Origin of the sequence: Kribbella sp. C-35 (assembly GCF_046549195.1) — a bacterium.
GTDB lineage: Bacteria > Actinomycetota > Actinomycetes > Propionibacteriales > Kribbellaceae > Kribbella.
Window position 1 is genome coordinate 802,622 of sequence record NZ_JAJPWG010000004.1, and the last position, 17,314, is coordinate 819,935.

The following is a 17,314-nucleotide window of genomic DNA, read 5'->3' on the forward strand; positions in this document are numbered from 1 at the left end:
GTGTGTTGGTCAGAACTTGTAGACGTCCGACTGCGGGTCGCCGTGGCAGCGCTTGTACTTTTTGCCGGAGCCGCAGGGGCAGGCGGCGTTGCGCGGCGTGCCGGCGTACTGCAGGGTGCCTTCCTCGACGGCGTCCTGGTGCATCGCGACCTCGTCGTCACCGTCGATCGTCGGCGCCGAGTACGTCAGCCGCTGCGGACGCGGCTCGTTGGTGAGGCCCTTCGCCCGCAGGCGCGGCGTGTCCCGCGGCCGCGGGGTGTCCTGCGGCCGCTCCTCGTCGTCCCCGCCGGCGAGCTCGGCGACCGCCGCGCCGGAGGAGAGGATGTCCTGGATCGAGCGACCCTCGAGACGGTCCTCGTCCGCGAGCGCGGCCTCGTTCGCGAGCTCCATCTCGGCGCGCATCGCCTCCACGTCCACCTCGACGTTGAAGATGAAGCCGACCGACTCCTCCTTGATGGACTCCATCATCGAGGCGAACATGTCGTAGCCCTCGCGCTGGTACTCGACCAGCGGGTCGCGCTGCGCCATCGCCCGCAGGCCGATGCCCTCACGGAGGTAGTCCATCTCGTACAGGTGCTCGCGCCACTTGCGGTCCAGCACGCTCAGTACGACGCGACGCTCCAGCTCGCGCATCGCCTCTTCGCCGAGCAGTTCCTCACGCCGGTCGTACGCCGCGGTCGCGTCCTCGAGGAAGCGCTCGACCAGGAAGTCCTGGGTCAGACCGGCCTTCTCGCCGCCGGCCTCCTCGATCAGCTCTTCCTCGGTGAGCTCCGACTGGTACAGCGTCTTCATCGCGGTGAACAGCGCGTCCAGGTCCCAGTCCTCGGCGAAACCGTCCGCGGTCGCGCCCTGCACGTACCCGGTGACGGTCTCCTCGAGCATGTCCTGCACCTGGTCGCGCAGGTCGGCGCCCTCGAGCACCCGGCGGCGCTCGTCGTACACGACGTGCCGCTGCCGGTTCATCACATCGTCGTACTTGAGGATGTTCTTCCGGGTCTCGAAGTTCTGCGCCTCGACCTGACCCTGCGCCGACGCGATCGCCTTCGTGACGACCTTGTTCTCCAGCGGCTGGCTGTCGTCGTTGTTCCGCGACATCGCCCAGTCGACCATCTCGCGCTTGAACAGCCGCATCAGGTCGTCCTCGAGCGACAGGTAGAACCGGGACTTGCCCGGGTCGCCCTGCCGGCCGGCGCGACCGCGCAGCTGGTTGTCGATCCGGCGCGACTCGTGCCGCTCGGTGCCGAGGACGTAGAGGCCGCCCAGCTCGCGGACCTCCTCCTGCTCCTCCTTCACCTGCTTCTCGAACTGCTCCAGCATCGACGGGTACTCCGCCTCGTACTCCTCGATGGCCTCCGCCGGGTCGAGGCCGCGGGCGCGCAGCTCCTTGTCGGCCAGGAACTCCGGGTTCCCGCCGAGGATGATGTCGGTACCACGACCGGCCATGTTGGTGGCCACCGTGACCGCGCCCTTACGGCCGGCCTCGGCGACGATCGCCGCCTCACGCGCGTGCTGCTTCGCGTTCAGCACCTCGTGCTTGATGTTCTCCTTGAGCAGCTGCCGGGACAGCCGCTCGGACTTCTCCACCGACGTCGTACCGACCAGGATCGGCTGACCGGTCCCGTGGGCATCGACGATGTCCTTGACCACCGCGTCGAACTTGGCGTCCTCGGTGCGGAAGATCAGGTCCCGCTCCTCGACCCGGATCATCGGCTTGTTGGTCGGGATCGGCACCACGCCGAGCTTGTAGACCTTGGAGAACTCGTTCGCCTCGGTCATCGCCGTACCGGTCATGCCGGCCAGCTTGGTGTAGAGCCGGAAGTAGTTCTGCAGCGTGATCGTCGCGAGGGTCTGGTACTCCTCCTTGATCTCGACGCCTTCCTTGGCCTCGATCGCCTGGTGCAGGCCCTCGTTGTAGCGGCGGCCGTGCAGCGTCCGGCCGGTGTGCTCGTCGACGATCAGGACCTCGCCGTCGTCGACCACCACATAGTCCTTGTCCCGGTGGAACAGGTCCTTGGCCTTCAGCGCGTTGTTCAGGTAGCTGATCAGCGGGGTGTTGGCCGACTCGTACAGGTTGTCGATGCCGAGCCGGTCCTCGACCTTCTCGATCCCGCGCTCGAGGATCGCGACCGTGCGCTTCTTCTCGTCCACGTCGTAGTCGGCGACCCGGCGCTTGGTCTCGTCGATCTCGAGGTCGGTGACCCGCGGGTTCTTCCGCTTCAGCTCGGCCTCGTCGGCCAGCGTCCAGGCCTTCAGCGAGTTCGCGATCCGGGCCATCTCGACGTACCAGCGCTGGCTGTCCTCGGCCGGTCCGGAGATGATCAGCGGAGTCCGGGCCTCGTCGACCAGGATCGAGTCCACCTCGTCCACGATCGCGTAGTTGTGCTCGCGCTGGACGCAGTCCTCGATGCTGCCCGCCATGTTGTCGCGCAGGTAGTCGAAGCCGAACTCGTTGTTGGTGCCGTAGGTGATGTCCTTGGCGTAGGCGATCCGGCGCTCGGCCGGGGTCATCTCCGGCAGGATCACGCCGTAGTCGAGGCCGAGGAAGTGGTACACCCGGCCCATCCACTCGGCCTGGTACTTGGCCAGGTAGTCGTTCACCGTGACCACGTGCACACCCTTGCCGGACAGCGCGTTCAGGTACGTCGGGAGCGTGCCGACCAGGGTCTTGCCCTCACCGGTCTTCATCTCCGCGATATTGCCCAGGTGCAGCGCGGCCCCACCCATGATCTGGACGTCGTAGTGCCGCTGGTGCAGCGTCCGCTTGGCGGCCTCCCGGACCACCGCGAAGGCCTCCGGGAGCAGCGCGTCCAGGGACTCCCCGTTCTCGTGACGCTCCTTGAACTCCGCGGTCTGCGCGCGCAGCTCCTCGTCGGTCATGTTGACGAAGTCGTCCTCGATGGAGTTGACCATCTTCGCGATGCCCTGCAACTGGCGGATGATCTTGCCTTCGCCGATCCGCAGGACCTTGTCGACAACCTTCATGGTGGGGAGTTCACTCCTTGCTGCTGAAGCCTGGGTTGCGGCCGAACGCCGACAGGGCACGACCGACCCACCGGGACGGCGTGCGACCCCCATCGTACGGGGCCGGGTGTGCCAAGCCACGCCCGCAGCGTGCCTCGAGCCCTACCTGACCCACGTCCGGGCGGGCCCGAAAGTTCCCAGCCGGTCCTCAGGAACCGCGCAGAGCGTCACTGAGCGCTGGCGACAGGTCACCGCCGCCGGCCACCCGGACCTGGTCCAGCCCGAGCCATCCGGCGAGCTGAACGAGCTCCGCGGCCAGCTCGTCGGCGGTCTCCACTGGCGCCTTCGGCTCCGCGTGCGCCGACTGGACCAGCAGCACGCCGCCGGGGCGGTCGGCCTTGAGGTCGACCCGGGCGACGAGCCGGTCCCCGAGCAGGAAGGGCAGCACGTAGTACCCGTGGACGCGTTTCTCCGCCGGGACGTAGATCTCGATCCGGTACCTGAAGTCGAAGAGGACTTCGGTCCGGGTGCGCTCGTACACCAGCGAGTCGAACGGGCTGACCAGGGCGCGCGTGTTCACCCGGCGCGGCATTCGCGCGTCGCGATGCAGGTACGCCGGGCGCTTCCAGCCGTCGATCCGGACCGGGAGCAGCTCGCCCTCCTCGACCAGCTCGGAGATCGCCTGCTGCGTCGGCGCGGGCGCGGTCCGGAAGTAGTCCCGGAGGCACTGCGCGGTGGACACTCCGTGGGCCCGGGCCGCGATCGACACCAGCCCCCGGTGCGCCTCGTCGAGCGTCGGAGTCGGCGTCTCGACGACCGCGCGGGGCAGCACGCGTTCCGGTACGTCGTACAGCCGCTCGAACTGCTGGTTACGGCGGGCGACCGTGATCTCGCCCGCGAAGAACAGGAACTCGAGAGCACGCTTCACGTCGGACCAGTTCCAGCCCCAGTTGTCCCTGGCCCGCTCGACGTCGTCGTCGATCTCGCGGGCGGTCAGCGGACCATGGTTCCGGACGTCGGCGAGCACCTGCTTGATCAGGTCCGGCCGCTCCTTCGCGATCGACCGCGGCCCGCCCCACGCCTCGGTCGTCGCGCGGGCCATCCGCCAGCGCATCAGCGGGTGGGTCTCGACCGGGATCAGGGACGCCTCGTGTGCCCAGTACTCCACCAGGCGGCGCGGCGCCTTCCCGGATGCCCGGTCCAGCAGGTCGCGCGGGTAGGGCCCGAGGCGCGAGTAGAGCGGCAGGTACTGCGTCCTGCTCAGCACGTTGACCGAGTCGATCTGGATCAGCCCGATGCGCCCCAGCACCCGGCTGAGGGCCCGCATGTCGGGAACGCCCTTGGGTCGCGGGTCCGTGAAGCCCTGCGCCGCGAGCGCCACCCGGCGCGCCTGAGCCGTCGAGAGCTGAAGCTGCGTCGTCATACCCGGGATTCTGCCCGCCCCCACCGACAATCCGCCCGCACGCCGTCTTTGAGCACCCACCAACCATTTCCACGGCCCGAAAGTGGTTGGTGGGTGCTCAAAGAAGGACGGACATAACTCTGGTGTTACCCAAAGTGGGAGGTGCGCTACGGATGGTGTTCGGGGGAACCTGCGAAGAGGCCGTCCGCCCGTGCGGCCCCTATCACCCTGGAGTGAGGCATGACAGGAAAGAAGCATGCGGTCCGCGCTGCCCTCGCGGCCGGCGTACTGACCGCGGCGTCCCTCGGTGCGGTGGCCGTAGCAGGCTCCGCGTCGGCCGCGCAGTCGCCCGACGGACCGCCCAAGACCCGGATCGTCGGCGGCACCATCGCCCACACCGCCGACACGCCCTGGGCCATCCAGCTGTCGAACAGCGGCTCACCGTCCCCGAACCTCGAGTGGTGCGGCTCGACGCTCGTGAAAGCGAACAAGATCGTCACCGCGGCACACTGCGCCCAGGAGGCGGTGACCACCTACACCGCGATCCAGGGCCGCGACGACCTGGCCGACAAGTCCGTCGGCAAGGAATCCAAGATCAGCAGCATCTGGGTGGACCCGGAGTACGGCAAGTCGCCCGGTCATGACGTCGCCGTGATGACCCTGACGACGCCGTTCGAGGGTGTCGACACGCTGGCGCTGGAGACCGACAAGGCGGCCGACACCGCCGGCGCGGCCTCGATCGTCTACGGCTGGGGCGCCACCGAGAACACCGGGCCGGACGACACCTTCCAGAAGGTCGACGTACCGGTGCTGGGTGACGCGTACTGCGAGAAGGCGTACGCGAGCGAGGGCTACACCGCCGACGGCGAGATCTGCGCCGGCTACGAGGAAGGGGGCAAGGACTCCTGCCAGGGCGACTCCGGTGGCCCGCTGGTCCTCAACGGCCGCCTGTTCGGCGTCGTCTCATGGGGCGTCGGCTGCGCGGACGCCGGCAACCCGGGCGTGTACGCCGAGGTCGCGACGTACGCCGCCGAACTGCAGCAGCAGATCGACAGCTGACGTACCGCGGGACAGCGTCGGGGCCGGGCGATCTGCCCGGCCCCGACGTCTGTCACCTCCTGAGGTCTCAGACGGCCAGCCGGATCACGCCGTAGTCGTAGCCGCGACGGCGGTAGACGACGCTGGGCTGGTTCTCGTCGGCATCGACGAACAGGTAGAAGTCGTGCCCGACCAGTTCGAGCTCGTAGAGCGCCTGGTCCAGGGTCATCGGCTTGGCGGTGTGGGTCTTCTCGCGCATCACCAGCGGTCCGTCGCCGGTGACCAGGAGAGATCCGTACTTGTGCGTCGCCACCTCGTCCTCGGCGACTGGTTCCTCCACTACAGGTGCGTTGCCGTTGAGCGGCTGCTTCGCGTTCACGTGCCGCAGGCCTTCCGGCGCACGCTCACCCCGGTGCACACGACGCCGGTCGGCCGCCTTGCGGACCTGGGACCGGAGCCGGTCCAGGCAGACGTCGAACGCTGCCTGCTTGGTCTCCCCGCACGCCTCTGCGCGGACCACCGGACCCTTGGTGTACATGGTGAGCTCGACACGCATCGCCCGATCGTGCTGTCGCGGGTTCTTCTCCTGGCTGACTTCCACCTCGCACCGCAGTACCCGGTGATCGACCTTCTCGATCCGTTCGAGCTTTTCCTCGACGTACTGCCGGAAGCGGTCACTGACCTCGCAGTGATGACCCTTGACAACGACGTCCACGGAAACCTCCATCGATCGGCGACTTCTTTTACGTGTTCGGACCCCCGTGCTCGTGGTGACGGTGCCCGAAACGAGAACACCCGCTGTCGAACCCGTCGGACCTCGTGGCGAGGAATCCGGCTGATCCGGTCCTCCACCACTCCACTGCCCGACAAGCCCTAGCGGGTGTCATAAGCCAACGCTAGTCGGCTTCGGCGAAAACCGGTAGAGAAGTTCTCATGAACCAGACGTCCGGTGTCGTGCGGTCGCCGCGAGCAGCGCACAGCCGAGGACCTGGATTCCCCGGGATTCCAAGGCGCGGCAGGCCTCGGTGAGCGTGGATCCGGTGGTGATCACGTCGTCGACCAGCAGGACCGGTTGATCGATCAGCGTTTCAGCCCAGCGCGAACGCAGCCCGAACGCCCCGTCCAGGTTCGCGGTACGGCTTTCCGCGGACAGCCCGGCCTGGTCGTCGGGCCGCCCCACGACCCGCAGCGCGGCGGCCGTCCGGGCGTCGATTCCCTGTCTGCGCAGGGATCTGACGGCAGCCTTCGTAATCCGCCCGAGCGGATCGTGCCCGCGCTGGCGGACCGTTGCCCGGGGCGACGGCACCGGGCATACCCACGCCGCCCGCCGCTGGTCGAGGGCCGCCCGTACAGCGGTCGCCAGCAGCTCACCGAGTGGCCTGGCAAGGGCGTACCGGGCGTGTTCCTTGTGCGCGAGGATCAGATTCCGGAGCTCCCCGGCGTACGGCGCGGCGGCGGTCGGGGGCGCGAGACCGGGCGGACTCGGGTCGGGCCATGCACGGAACGGAGTCAGACCGGTCAGTAGCCGACGGCAACCACCACAGAGAGTGACGCCGGGCCGCGCGCAGCCCGCACACCGCCCGCCGAGCACCAGGTCCACGAACCCGTCCCACCCGCGCACCACCTCACGGTCCACGATCCGCCGCGGCCCCCGCAACCGCGGGAGCCCGACCCTGTGGACAAGTGGGTCAGCCGGGGTAGGTGGGGATGATCGTGGCCTGGCTGTTGTCGGCGTCCATGGAGACCCAGCCGAGGTCCTTGCTGAGCCAGTGGATACGGCCGGCGTCGTCCTGGATCACCGGCAGCGTGTCCTTGTGGGTGTTCGACGCGACGTGCTCGGGGACGAAGCCCGGCGCCGCTCCGGGCAGCAGCTGCAGGCTCGACCCGTCGGTGCTGACCAGCCAGGCCTGTGGCGCCGCGCTGCCGGTCCCGATCACGATGATGCCCTGCTTGTCCCAGGCCGCGTCGGTGATGTTGGTCAGCTCGAGCCTCAGCGGCCGGAACGCCCCCAGCATCAGCTGCTTGCCGCCCTTGGTGGTCTGGACCGTCGCCGTCTCGACATAGTTCTGCTTCGTGGCTGCGCTGTGCATCACCAGCAGCGCCCGGACACCGTCCGGCGCCATCCGCAGGGCGACCGGAGTGTCTCCCCCGAAGTCGGTGTCGACCTCGCTGACCCGCCCGCCGTCGTCGTGGCGGACGCGCAACCGCGGGTGGTCACTGTCGGCCCTGTCCAGGAACCACAGGTTGTCCTGGCCGTCGAAGCTCGGCGGCAAGGTCTTCTCGTCGACCTTGAGCTCGGACGCCTTGGCGGTGTTGTCGGCCGGGTCCAGCTTCCCGTAGGCGAGCTTGCGCCCGTCGGCGGTGACGATCGCGCCTGCGTCACCCGACAGCGTGACCGCGAAGGACTGCGCCTTGTAGAGCGCCAGCGGGCCCGAGTTCAGCGGCTCGGCGGAGATGTTCGACGACCCGTCCAGTCCGACGATCCGCTGCGGTTTCTGCGCGAGCAGACCGTACAGCTTGGTCATCGCACCGACCGACGCCTGCGGGTCGTACGCGCTGAAGTTGGAGAACGGCAGCACCTCCGGCTCGTCCGGAAGCAGCGGTGCACCGCCGACGGTGATCTTGGCCCGGAGGTTCAGCTGGTTGAGGGTCCAGACGATCTGCGCCGCCAGCAGCCGCCGGTCCTGGTCCCGGAGCGATCCGGCGGTGTCGTTCAGCGCCACGGTGGCCACGCCGAGGTCCACCGGGACCGACACCTGTACCTCGGTGCCGGGCGGCGCGATGGAGACCACGCCGTTGCCCAGCCGAGTGGTCGGGCCTTTCAGCAGCTCCTGGATGAGCTGCGTCGCGGCCTGGCCGGACGGGAGGTTCTGCGGCAGCCAGACCTGGTCCGGTACCAGCAGGTCCCGGGACTGGTTGAAGAAGTACAGGTCCCGGGGAGCGAGTTTCAGGTCGACCTGGTTGCTGCCCAGGTAGGCGCCCGGCGGCGCCGAGTCGACGCGGAGCTGCCCGTCGACCTTCTTCAGCTTGAAGAAGAAGTCGGCCTCGTCGTTCGCGTCCGCCGGGATCCAGTCGCCGCGCGCGCCGATGGCGGCGATCTTGTGCGCGGTCAGCTGGATCCCGCCGGCCTTCCGGGTCAGCGACTCGGGGCGCTGGTCGTACACCACGGTCTGGGACTCCGGCTTCCATTCCCCCGCGGCCTCGGGGGTCATGTACTGGCGCGCGACGTCGTACGCCTGGGAGTCCGACATGGCCTCCAGGAAGCCGTTGACGATGGCCATGTCGTCGCTGTTCGCCCGCGGCGGCTTCGCCTCGACGCCGACGCCGCCCAGGTCGGGCGCGAGGCCCTGCCGCTCGCCGTTGCGGATGGTGCCCTTGGTCGGCACGGTCGCGCAGCCGCCGAGCAGCGCCACGGCCAGCAGCACCCCGAGCAACCGGCGTCTCACCGCTCCTCACCGCCGCTCAGCTTCTGGTACGGCGCGCCGACGTCGACGAGCTCGGTGATGACCCGGGTCGCGTCGGGCGGGCGCGGCGGCAGCGGCGAGCCGGTGAGCGCCACGTCCGGGCGGCGCGGCAGCGTCAGCCGGAAGTACGCGCCGTCGCCGGGCGAGCCCCACGCGTCCAGGCGGCCGCCGTGCAGGCGGGCGTCCTCGAGCGCGATCGACAGGCCGAGGCCGGTGCCGCCCGTCGTCCGGGCCCGGGCCGGGTCGGCCCGCCAGAACCGGCTGAACACCATCTCCGCCTCCTCGGGCCGGAACCCGATCCCGTGGTCGCGGACGGCCACCGCGGCGGCATCGTCGTCGTACGCCGTGCTGATCCGGATCGGCAGGCCCTCGCTGTGCTCGATCGCGTTGCCGATCAGGTTGCGCAGGATCCGCTCGATGCGGCGCGAGTCGACCTTGGCCCGGCAGGGCCTCGGCATGTCCAGCTCGACCGGGCAGCCCTTGCGGTCCAGCAGGGTCTCGTGGTTCTCCAGGACCCGGTTGACGATGTCGCGCAGGTCGACGTCCTCCAGGTCCAGGGCGGCCGCTCCGGCGTCGAACCGGCTGATCTCCAGCAGGTCGGCGAGCAGCTCCTCGAACCGGTTGAGCTCGTTCTGCAGCAGCTCCACCGAGCGGCGGCTGATCGGGTCGAACTGGTCACGGCTCTCGTGCAGCAGGTCGGCGGCCATCCGGACCGTGGTCAGCGGCGTCCGCAGCTCGTGGGACACGTCCGACACGAACCGGCGCTGCAGCCGCGACAGCTCCTCCAGCCGGCGGATCTGCCGCTGCAGGTTGGAGGCCATCTTGTTGAACGAGACCGCCAGCCGGGCCAGGTCGTCGGTGCCGCGGACCTGCATCCGCTCCTCGAGCTTGCCGGCCGCCAGCCGCTCAGCGATCCGCCGTGCCATCCGCACCGGGGTCACGACCTGCCGGGTGACCAGCCAGGCCACAGCACCGAGCAGAACGATCAGCAACAGACCTGCGGTGAACAGGGCCCGCTGTACGACGTCAAGCGTCTCTTGCTGCGCCGTGAGCGGGAACAGGAAGTAGATCGCGTACTTGTCGCCGGTGGAGTCGATCCGGATCTGCGAACCGATCACGAGCCCCGGGACGCTCGGGCTCTCCCGGTAGTTGATCTGCGTGTACGTGTCCCACAGCTTGGAGCCGTCACTCACCACGGAGGAGGCCAGCGCCTGCGGGATCGAGTTGCTGTCGACCAGTCCGGTGTAGCGGATCGCGTTGGACGCCGCCTGGTCGGTCGGCACCAGCAGGACGTCGTACAGGCCCGGGCGGTTGGAGCCGAGGACCAGCTTGGACAGCTCCTGGTTGACGGTGTTGCGGTTGGCCGCGTCGATCGTCACGGACAGCTGCTGGAGCTGCGCACGGACCTCGGCCTGCGCACTCATCCGGCGGGACTCCAGGACACCGTCGGTGACCTGGCTCATCATCACCCAGCCGACCAGGATCAGGACCAGCGTCGACATCAGCAGGGTGCCGGTGACGATCCGGGCCTGGATGGACCGCCGCCAGATGTCCGGCCAGTGCTTCGGGTGGGTCCGCCACAGCGGCTGCGGCTGGGCAGACCAATCCACCGCGGCGACAGTCAGTTCCAGTTCCGTCCCGCGGGACTCGGCCGCCTCCTGCTCGGGCGGTGCCGTCGGCTGCCCGCCCTGGTGGTCGGCGATCTGTCCGGTGTGTACCTCGGTGCCGGGGTCCACCACCACGTCGTCGGCGGCAGCCTGCGACTCTTGGCCGCGTCCGTACTCGATCAGTCCGCACCCGCCTTGTATCCGACACCGCGGACCGTGACCACGATCTCGGGGTGCTCAGGGTCCTTCTCGATCTTGGAGCGCAGCCACTGGACGTGTACGTTCACCAGCCGGGTGTCGGCGGCGTGCCGGTAGCCCCAGACCTGCTCCAGCAGCACCTCGCGGGTGAACACCTGCCAGGGCTTCGACGCCAGGCAGACCAGCAGGTCGAACTCCAGCGGCGTCAGCTGGATCGTCTCGCCGGCCCGCTTCACCGAGTGGCCGGCGACGTCGATGGTCAGGTCGCCGATGGTCAGCGACTCCGGACCGGGCTCGTCCATCCGGCGCAGCCGGGCCCGGATCCGGGCCACCAGCTCCTTCGGCTTGAACGGCTTGACCACGTAGTCGTCGGCGCCGGACTCCAGCCCGAGCACCACGTCGACGGTGTCGCTCTTGGCGGTCAGCATCACGATCGGTACGCCGGACTCGGCCCGGATCGCCCGGCAGACGTCGATCCCGTCCATCCCGGGCAGCATCAGGTCGAGCAGCAGCAGATCGGGCTTGAACTCCCGGAACGCCGGTACCGCCTTGTCACCGGTTGCGACCAGATAGGTGTCGTAGCCCTCGTTGCGCAGCACGATGCTGAGCATCTCCGACAACGCTGTGTCGTCGTCGACGATGAGGATGCGGCCCCGCATCGTCCGGTTACCGTCTGCCACGCCCTGCTCCTTGCCGTCCGCTGCCGACCAATTCGACTGCTCGGGGTGCGCCCGGCGGGTGCCAGGCCGTACGCACTACGGATAGTGTCCCATTCCCCCGGTACTGCACACGCCGGATCGCCGTGTGACCCCGAGTTGGGCTGTGATCATGGTGCACTGCGGGGGTTCACCACAACTCACGTGCCGGCTGGTACGACGGTTCACTTAGAGATTCACGTGGAGAGGAGGTACGCAGTGGCCGACCAGAGTATGCGCCTGCACGACGACGTGGCGACCGAGCCGCTGCGGCCCTGGCTCCCGGCGGATCTGCTCGACAACGCCGCCCGGACCATCTCCGACAACAAGACCATCATGCTGGGCCTGCCGGTGCTGGCCGGGATCGCACTGGTCGCGGTCCAGGCCGTCCTGACCGAGGTCGCCGTACCCGGTGGGCTCGGTGGGTTCTTCGGGGCGGAGGATCCGTTCGGGCAGGCCGGTGCGGCTCTTTTGCTCACGTACGGCGTCCAGGTGGTGCTGTTCTCGGTGGTGTCGAGCATGCTGGCGGGCATCATCGCTCTGGCCGCGGTGCGGAGTCAGCTGGCGCACCGGGCCAGTCCACGCGAGCTGATGCGGCTGGTACGACCTGCCCTCCCCGCACTCGCTGCTGTCGGTCTAGTGCAGTCCCTGTCGTTCATGCTGCTGATCGGTGGCTGGGGGCTCGCAGTGCTCGGTATCGGCGCCGGAGCGGACGCCGCGGTCTCCTCCGAGGCGGCCGGGGCCGCTGCGCTGGCGATGATGTTCGTCGGCGGCATCTTGGTGCTGATCTTCGGCATCCGGCTGGTGCTCGCGGGCACTGTCGTGCTGATGGAGGGCCGGCACGCACCGGACATCGGGCTGTACATCCCGGTCCGAGTGGGCGTCTGGGGTGCTCTGCGGCGGTCCTGGCAGCTGGTGAAGGGCAAGTTCTGGCGGGTGTTCGGGATCCTGCTGTTCGGCGGGCTGGTGGTGAACATCATCGGCTACGCGCTGCAGTTCGGGGTCAGCGCGCTGATCATCACCGTCGGCTCGTGGGCCGATCTGAGTGACAGCACCGGGGCCGTGGTGGTGACGATCGTGCTCGCGGTAGCGGCGGGGATCGCGACGCTGATGACGCTGATCGCGAGCCTGGCGTTCATGTCCGCGGTACAGGCCCTGATCTACCTCGACCTCCGGGTCCGCCGGGAAGGGCTCGACCTGTGGATGCGGCCGGCGCTGCGGTTCGAGGAGACGGTGTGATCTTGTTCCCGCTGGAGCCGCCGGTCGACATCGACCGGGACCAGGCCGCTCAGGAGGCGGCCAAGGAGCTGTCCAAGTCGGCGTACCGGGATTCCGGCTCGCTGATCGAGAGGGCCATCGGCAAGGTGATGGAGTGGATCGGTGACCTGCTGGACAGCCTCACCGGATCGTCACCCAACGGTCACGCCGGTCTGACCATGCTGATCGGTCTGCTGGTCCTTGTGGTGGTCGTGGTGCTCTGGCGGTCCGGCGTACTGCGGACCAGCCGTCGGGTGAAGGCCCACGCCGTTTTCGACACCACCCGGCCGCAGAGCGCCGCGGAGTACCGCGCGCTGGCGGAGCGGGAGGCCGCGTCCGGGGACTTCGCGTTGGCGATCCGCAGCCGCTTCCGCGCGTGCGTGGCGGAGCTGACCGAGCGGACCGTGCTGGACGAGCGGGCCGGGCGTACGGCGTACGAAGTGGTTGCCGATGCGTCGCGAGCGGCACCTGTACTGCGTGAGCCGCTGCAGCCGGCTGCACTGGTGTTCACGGAGGTCGTCTACGGCAACCGCCCAGGGACGCCGGAGCGGTACGCCGTTGTCGTGACTGCCGACGACGCTGCGCGGACTGCACGGGTGGCTGCATGAGCACGCCGGTCGGGCGGAGCGTGGGCGAGAGCTGGCGGGCGTTGCGGACGCCGCTGCTCGTCACTGGGTTCGTTGTGCTGGCTGCGATCGTTGTGCTGATCGCTACGTCCGCCCGGACGTCAGGACAGTTCAGCCCAGACTCCACTGAGTCGACCGGGGCACGGGCGCTGGCAGCGTTGCTGGAAGACCACAACGTCGACGTACACGGCACGGAGTCGCTGAACGACGCCGTACAAGCAGGAGGCGGCAGCACGCTCCTCATCGGCCCAGGTGGCTCGCTGGACGACGGGGACTGGCGGCGGATCGCCCAGGCGCAGTGGAGCCACGTCATCCTGATCCGACCGGGCAGCCGCGCGCTGCAGGCTCTGGCGCCTGGTGTGCGGCCAACGGGCGACTCGCTGGCCACCCGCAGTCGTCAGCCTGGCTGTGAGCTTCCGGCTGCGGTGAAGGCGGGCACGGTCACCGTCAACGGCCCGACGTACTCCGCTCCCGAGGGCGCGACCACCTGTTACGGCGACGGCATCAACAACACCGTGGTCCGGCTGCAGGTCGGTGACCGGCTTGTCGACGTGATCGGTACGCCGGGGTCGTTCATGAACGCCCGGCTCGCTGAGGACGGCAACGCGGCGTTGGCGCTCAACCTGCTCGGCACGCACCAGGATCTGACCTGGTACCTGCCGCAGTGGGAGTCGGACTACCCCGATTCCGACGGCGAGAGCAGCGCGCAGCTGATCCCGCCTGATGTCCGCTACATCGCCTGGGCGCTGGCGTTCGCCGTCCTGGTGGTAGCGATCTGGCGCGGGCGACGGCTCGGCCCTGTGGTGGCAGAGCGGCTGCCGGTGATCGTGCACGCGGCTGAGACGACTGAGGGCAGGGCGCGGCTCTACCGACGCTCAAGGGCCCGCGACCGCGCTGCATCGGCGTTGCGCGAGTCGGCGCTCGGCCAACTGCACGAGGCGCACGGCATCCCGCGGCGGGCCGATCCGTCGGCTGTGGTCGCGACTGTCGCCGCACGGACCGGCCGGGATCCCGCCATGCTGTACGAGCTGCTCTACGGCCTGCCGCCGCTCACTGACGCCGCTCTGATGTCCTTGTCCCAGGAACTCGACGTACTGACGCAGGAGGTACGACACCCGTGACGACTACCGAGGTCACCGCGGACCAGGCCCGGCAGGCGCTGGTCGCGCTCCGGACCGAGATCGGCAAGGCGGTGGTCGGCCAGGACACTGCTGTGACCGCACTGGTGCTCGCCCTGCTCTGCCGCGGCCACGTGCTGCTGGAGGGCGTCCCCGGTACGGCGAAGACCCTCATGGTGCGGGCCCTGTCGACGGCGATGCGACTGGACACCAAGCGCGTTCAGTTCACGCCGGACCTGATGCCGGGTGACGTCACCGGGTCGCTGGTGTACGACGCGAAGACGAGCGAGTTCGAGTTCCGGCCGGGACCTGTGTTCACGAACATCCTGCTGGCGGACGAGATCAACCGGACGCCACCTAAGACGCAGGCGGCGTTGCTGGAGGCAATGGAGGAGCGGCAGGTCACTGTGGACGGTGAACCGCGCAAGCTGCCGGTGCCGTTCGTCGTTGCCGCCACCCAGAACCCGGTGGAGTACGAGGGCACGTACCCGCTGCCCGAGGCACAGCTGGACCGGTTCCTGCTGAAGGTGACGCTGGACATCCCGCCGCGCGACGCGGAGATCGCCGTACTGGCCCGGCATGCGCAGGGCTTCGACCCGCGTGACCTGGAGGCTGCTGGGTTGCGCCCGGTGGCCGGCCCGGAGGACCTGCTGGCCGGACAGAACGCCGTACGCCGGGTTGCGGTCCGGGAGGATGTGCTGGCCTACGTCGTCGACCTGTGCCGCGCCACGCGCCAGTCGCCGTCGCTGCAGCTGGGTGTCTCGCCGCGTGGCGCCACAGCGCTGATGGCGGTCTCCCGGGCGTGGGCGTGGCTATCGGGCCGTGACTATGTGATCCCGGACGATGTGAAGGCGATGGCGCGTCCTTGCCTTCGGCATCGAGTACAGGTGCGGCCGGAGGCCGAGCTGGAGGGTGTCAGCGCGGACGCGGTGCTGGAGAGTGTGCTCGCGACGGTGCCGGTGCCACGCTGATGGTTCTGACTGGCCGAGCCGGCATCCTGGCTGCAGCTGGAGTGGTGTTCGTCGCTCTCGTGATGCCGTCGTGGGCCGGTGTCGGTCTGGTCGTTGCCGCGGTGCTGGTGGTGTGTCTGGTGGACATCCTGCTGGCTGGTTCGCCGCGTCGGCTGCAGTTCAGTCGAGAAGGGGACAACGCCGTACGGCTCGGTGAGCAGGCTGTGGTGAACCTGCTGATCACCAACCCGGGACGGCGAGTGCGCGGGTTGCTGCGGGACGCGTGGCCGCCGTCTGCCGGCGTACTCGATCCGCCGCACAAGCTGGACCTGCCGTCAGGCGAGCGGCGTCGGCTGACCACACACCTGGTCCCGACGCGCAGGGGCGACCGGCACGCATTCCGGGTGACTGTGCGGTCCATTGGCCCGTTGGGGTTCGCTGGGCGCCAGGGGTCGCATCAGGTCGCCTGGACGGTGCGTGCGCTGCCGCCGTTCAAGAGCCGGAAGCACCTGCCGTCGCGGCTGGCCCGGTTGCGGGAGCTGGACGGACGTACGGCGTTGCTGGTGCGCGGGCAGGGGACGGAGTTCGACTCGCTGCGGGACTACGTGCCTGGTGACGACGTACGGAGCATCGACTGGCGCGCGACGGCGCGGCGCGGGAACGTCGTACTGCGGACCTGGCGGCCGGAGCGGGACCGGCAGGTCGTGATCGTGATCGACTCCGGACGGCTGTCCGCGGGCCGCGTCGGGGACGCGCCACGGCTGGACCACGCGATGGACGCAGCACTGCTGCTCGCCGCACTGGCCACGCGCGCCGGGGACCGGGTCTCCTTGCTGGCTTGCGATTCCGCGGTACGGGCCGACGTCCGGCGTCCTGCGCCGCAAGACGTGCTGCCGTCGTTCGTGAACGCGCTGGCGAACGTCGAGGCCGAGCTCGTGCAGACCGACTTCCGCATCGTCGTGTCGCAGGTGCTGGAGCGGTTGGGGCAACGCTCCCTCGTCGTCCTCCTCACCGGCCTCGACCCGGCGGTGATCGAGGAATCCCTGCTCCCCGTCATCGGCCCGCTGTTGCGGCGGCACGTCGTACTGCTGGCGTCCGTGGCCGACCCGCGCCTCACCGAACTCGAAGCCGCTCGCGGCGACCTGCTGGACGTGTACGGCGCTGCCTCGGCCGCCCGCACCCGCCTCGACCGGGACCGGCTGACCGCCACCCTCACCCGTGCCGGCGTTACCGTCGTCGACGAAGCCCCGGACCACATCGCCCCCGCCCTCGCGGACACGTACCTCGCGTTGAAGAAGGCCGGCCGCCTCTAGGCCAGCGCTGACTCGAAGACGTCGCGGTTGGCGGTGGTGAAGGCGTGCTCGCGGTAGGACCAGGCTATGCGCTCGGCAGCCTCGTCACAGGGCCGGCTGGTCCAGAAGTCGACGTTCTGGAGCAGGCGGGACAGGACGGCGGAGATCAGGCCGGGGCGATCCTTGGTGGGCAGGTCGTAGCCGTCGGCCAGGACGCGGACCTGGTGGGCCTGGCGGTCGGGGTCGTTGTGTTTGGACGCGATGCACCAAGTCCAGGCGGCGTACCCCAGGTCTGCCAGGGGATCGCCCGGGGCGGCCAGGTCGAAGTCGATGATGGCGGCCGGGAGGTCGTCGGTGAAGACGAAGTTCGTGGGGCCAGGGTCGTGGTGGCAGACGACCTGTTGGCCAGCGGTGAGCGAGCTGTCGCGGGTGGCGTCGTGGAAGGCGCGGAGCAGTGCACCCGCGGCGGCGATTTGCTGGTCGGACCAGCGTTGGTATCTGGACGGCACCCAGCCCTCCAGGTACGTGAGGACGTCGCGGCCGGTCTCGTCCTGGCCCAAGTACTTCGGGACGCCGTTGAAGCCCCGTTCGTCCAGTAGTTGCAGGAGGTTCGCGGTGAAGGCGGAGTACTCCGACCCGGGGCGGCGTACCGTGTCGGCGACACGAACCACCCCGGGCGTCATACGACCTCCGGTGAGCGGCTGTT

General features: G+C 69.2%; 14 protein-coding genes. 6 read left to right on the forward strand and 8 right to left on the reverse strand.

Annotated elements, in window-relative coordinates; translation table 11 throughout:
* Positions 1–9: 9 nt before the first annotated feature.
* Entirely contained in the window at positions 10–2,982 is a 2,973-nt protein-coding gene (gene secA / locus ACLJOO_RS29635; protein WP_410790741.1) for a preprotein translocase subunit SecA, read from the reverse strand.
* A gap of 187 nt (positions 2,983–3,169) precedes the next feature.
* On the reverse strand, positions 3,170–4,384 hold the full coding sequence (locus ACLJOO_RS29640; protein ID WP_410790742.1) for a winged helix-turn-helix domain-containing protein: 1,215 nt from the start codon (positions 4,382–4,384) through the stop codon (positions 3,170–3,172).
* Positions 4,385–4,603: 219 nt separating this feature from the next.
* On the opposite strand from ACLJOO_RS29640, the gene ACLJOO_RS29645 reads away from it, so the two are divergent.
* Positions 4,604–5,422 (forward strand): S1 family peptidase, encoded by an 819-nt coding sequence (locus ACLJOO_RS29645; RefSeq protein WP_410790743.1) that lies wholly within the window; start codon positions 4,604–4,606, stop codon positions 5,420–5,422.
* A gap of 67 nt (positions 5,423–5,489) precedes the next feature.
* Here the strand turns inward: ACLJOO_RS29645 and hpf are convergent, their stop codons facing one another.
* From hpf to mtrA, 5 genes are all read right to left on the reverse strand, one after another.
* Entirely contained in the window at positions 5,490–6,116 is a 627-nt protein-coding gene (gene hpf, locus ACLJOO_RS29650) for a ribosome hibernation-promoting factor, HPF/YfiA family (RefSeq protein WP_198682368.1), read from the reverse strand.
* Between the two features lie 216 nt (positions 6,117–6,332).
* Positions 6,333–7,022, reverse strand: coding sequence for a ComF family protein (locus ACLJOO_RS29655; protein WP_410790745.1), 690 nt, complete (start codon positions 7,020–7,022; stop codon positions 6,333–6,335).
* A 67-nt stretch (positions 7,023–7,089) separates the two neighbouring features.
* Positions 7,090–8,847, reverse strand: a complete 1,758-nt coding sequence (locus ACLJOO_RS29660) for an LpqB family beta-propeller domain-containing protein (protein ID WP_410790746.1) — start codon at positions 8,845–8,847, stop codon at positions 7,090–7,092.
* A complete protein-coding gene (gene mtrB, locus ACLJOO_RS29665; RefSeq protein WP_410790747.1) occupies positions 8,844–10,607 on the reverse strand; it encodes an MtrAB system histidine kinase MtrB in 1,764 nt (587 codons plus the stop codon). The genes ACLJOO_RS29660 and mtrB overlap by 4 nt, the downstream gene beginning before the upstream one ends.
* 44 nt (positions 10,608–10,651) lie before the next feature.
* Positions 10,652–11,329, reverse strand: a complete 678-nt coding sequence (mtrA, locus tag ACLJOO_RS29670) for an MtrAB system response regulator MtrA (protein WP_410790937.1) — start codon at positions 11,327–11,329, stop codon at positions 10,652–10,654.
* A 255-nt stretch (positions 11,330–11,584) separates the two neighbouring features.
* Here mtrA and ACLJOO_RS29675 point away from each other — a divergent pair, with 255 nt between their 5' ends.
* From ACLJOO_RS29675 to ACLJOO_RS29695, 5 genes are read left to right on the forward strand one after another with little or no spacing between them, the layout of a single operon-like run.
* Complete coding sequence (locus tag ACLJOO_RS29675; protein ID WP_410790748.1) at positions 11,585–12,604, forward strand: hypothetical protein; 1,020 nt, start codon at positions 11,585–11,587, stop codon at positions 12,602–12,604.
* Positions 12,601–13,230, forward strand: coding sequence for a DUF4129 domain-containing protein (locus ACLJOO_RS29680; protein ID WP_410790749.1), 630 nt, complete (start codon positions 12,601–12,603; stop codon positions 13,228–13,230). The genes ACLJOO_RS29675 and ACLJOO_RS29680 overlap by 4 nt, the downstream gene beginning before the upstream one ends.
* Complete coding sequence (locus ACLJOO_RS29685) at positions 13,227–14,369, forward strand: DUF4350 domain-containing protein (protein ID WP_410790750.1); 1,143 nt, start codon at positions 13,227–13,229, stop codon at positions 14,367–14,369. The genes ACLJOO_RS29680 and ACLJOO_RS29685 overlap by 4 nt, the downstream gene beginning before the upstream one ends.
* Entirely contained in the window at positions 14,366–15,337 is a 972-nt protein-coding gene (locus ACLJOO_RS29690) for an AAA family ATPase (protein ID WP_410790751.1), read from the forward strand. The genes ACLJOO_RS29685 and ACLJOO_RS29690 overlap by 4 nt, the downstream gene beginning before the upstream one ends.
* Positions 15,337–16,629 (forward strand): DUF58 domain-containing protein, encoded by a 1,293-nt coding sequence (locus ACLJOO_RS29695; protein WP_410790752.1) that lies wholly within the window; start codon positions 15,337–15,339, stop codon positions 16,627–16,629. The genes ACLJOO_RS29690 and ACLJOO_RS29695 overlap by 1 nt, the downstream gene beginning before the upstream one ends.
* On the opposite strand, the gene ACLJOO_RS29700 is transcribed toward ACLJOO_RS29695, so the two are convergent.
* Entirely contained in the window at positions 16,626–17,291 is a 666-nt protein-coding gene (locus tag ACLJOO_RS29700; protein WP_410790753.1) for a phosphotransferase, read from the reverse strand. The two genes, ACLJOO_RS29695 and ACLJOO_RS29700, sit on opposite strands and share 4 nt — an antisense overlap.
* Between the last annotated feature and the right edge of the window lie 23 nt (positions 17,292–17,314).

Excerpts from the sequence above, each read along its gene's own strand:
- secA (WP_410790741.1), bottom strand. The coding sequence starts at position 2,982 with ATGAAGGTTGTCGACAAGGTCCTGCGGATCGGCGAAGGCAAGATCATC.
- ACLJOO_RS29640 (WP_410790742.1), bottom strand. The coding sequence starts at position 4,384 with ATGACGACGCAGCTTCAGCTCTCGACGGCTCAGGCGCGCCGGGTGGCG.
- ACLJOO_RS29645 (WP_410790743.1), top strand. The coding sequence starts at position 4,604 with ATGACAGGAAAGAAGCATGCGGTCCGCGCTGCCCTCGCGGCCGGCGTA.
- mtrA (WP_410790937.1), bottom strand. The coding sequence starts at position 11,329 with ATGCGGGGCCGCATCCTCATCGTCGACGACGACACAGCGTTGTCGGAG.
- ACLJOO_RS29685 (WP_410790750.1), top strand. The coding sequence starts at position 13,227 with ATGAGCACGCCGGTCGGGCGGAGCGTGGGCGAGAGCTGGCGGGCGTTG.
- ACLJOO_RS29695 (WP_410790752.1), top strand. The coding sequence starts at position 15,337 with ATGGTTCTGACTGGCCGAGCCGGCATCCTGGCTGCAGCTGGAGTGGTG.
- ACLJOO_RS29700 (WP_410790753.1), bottom strand. The coding sequence starts at position 17,291 with ATGACGCCCGGGGTGGTTCGTGTCGCCGACACGGTACGCCGCCCCGGG.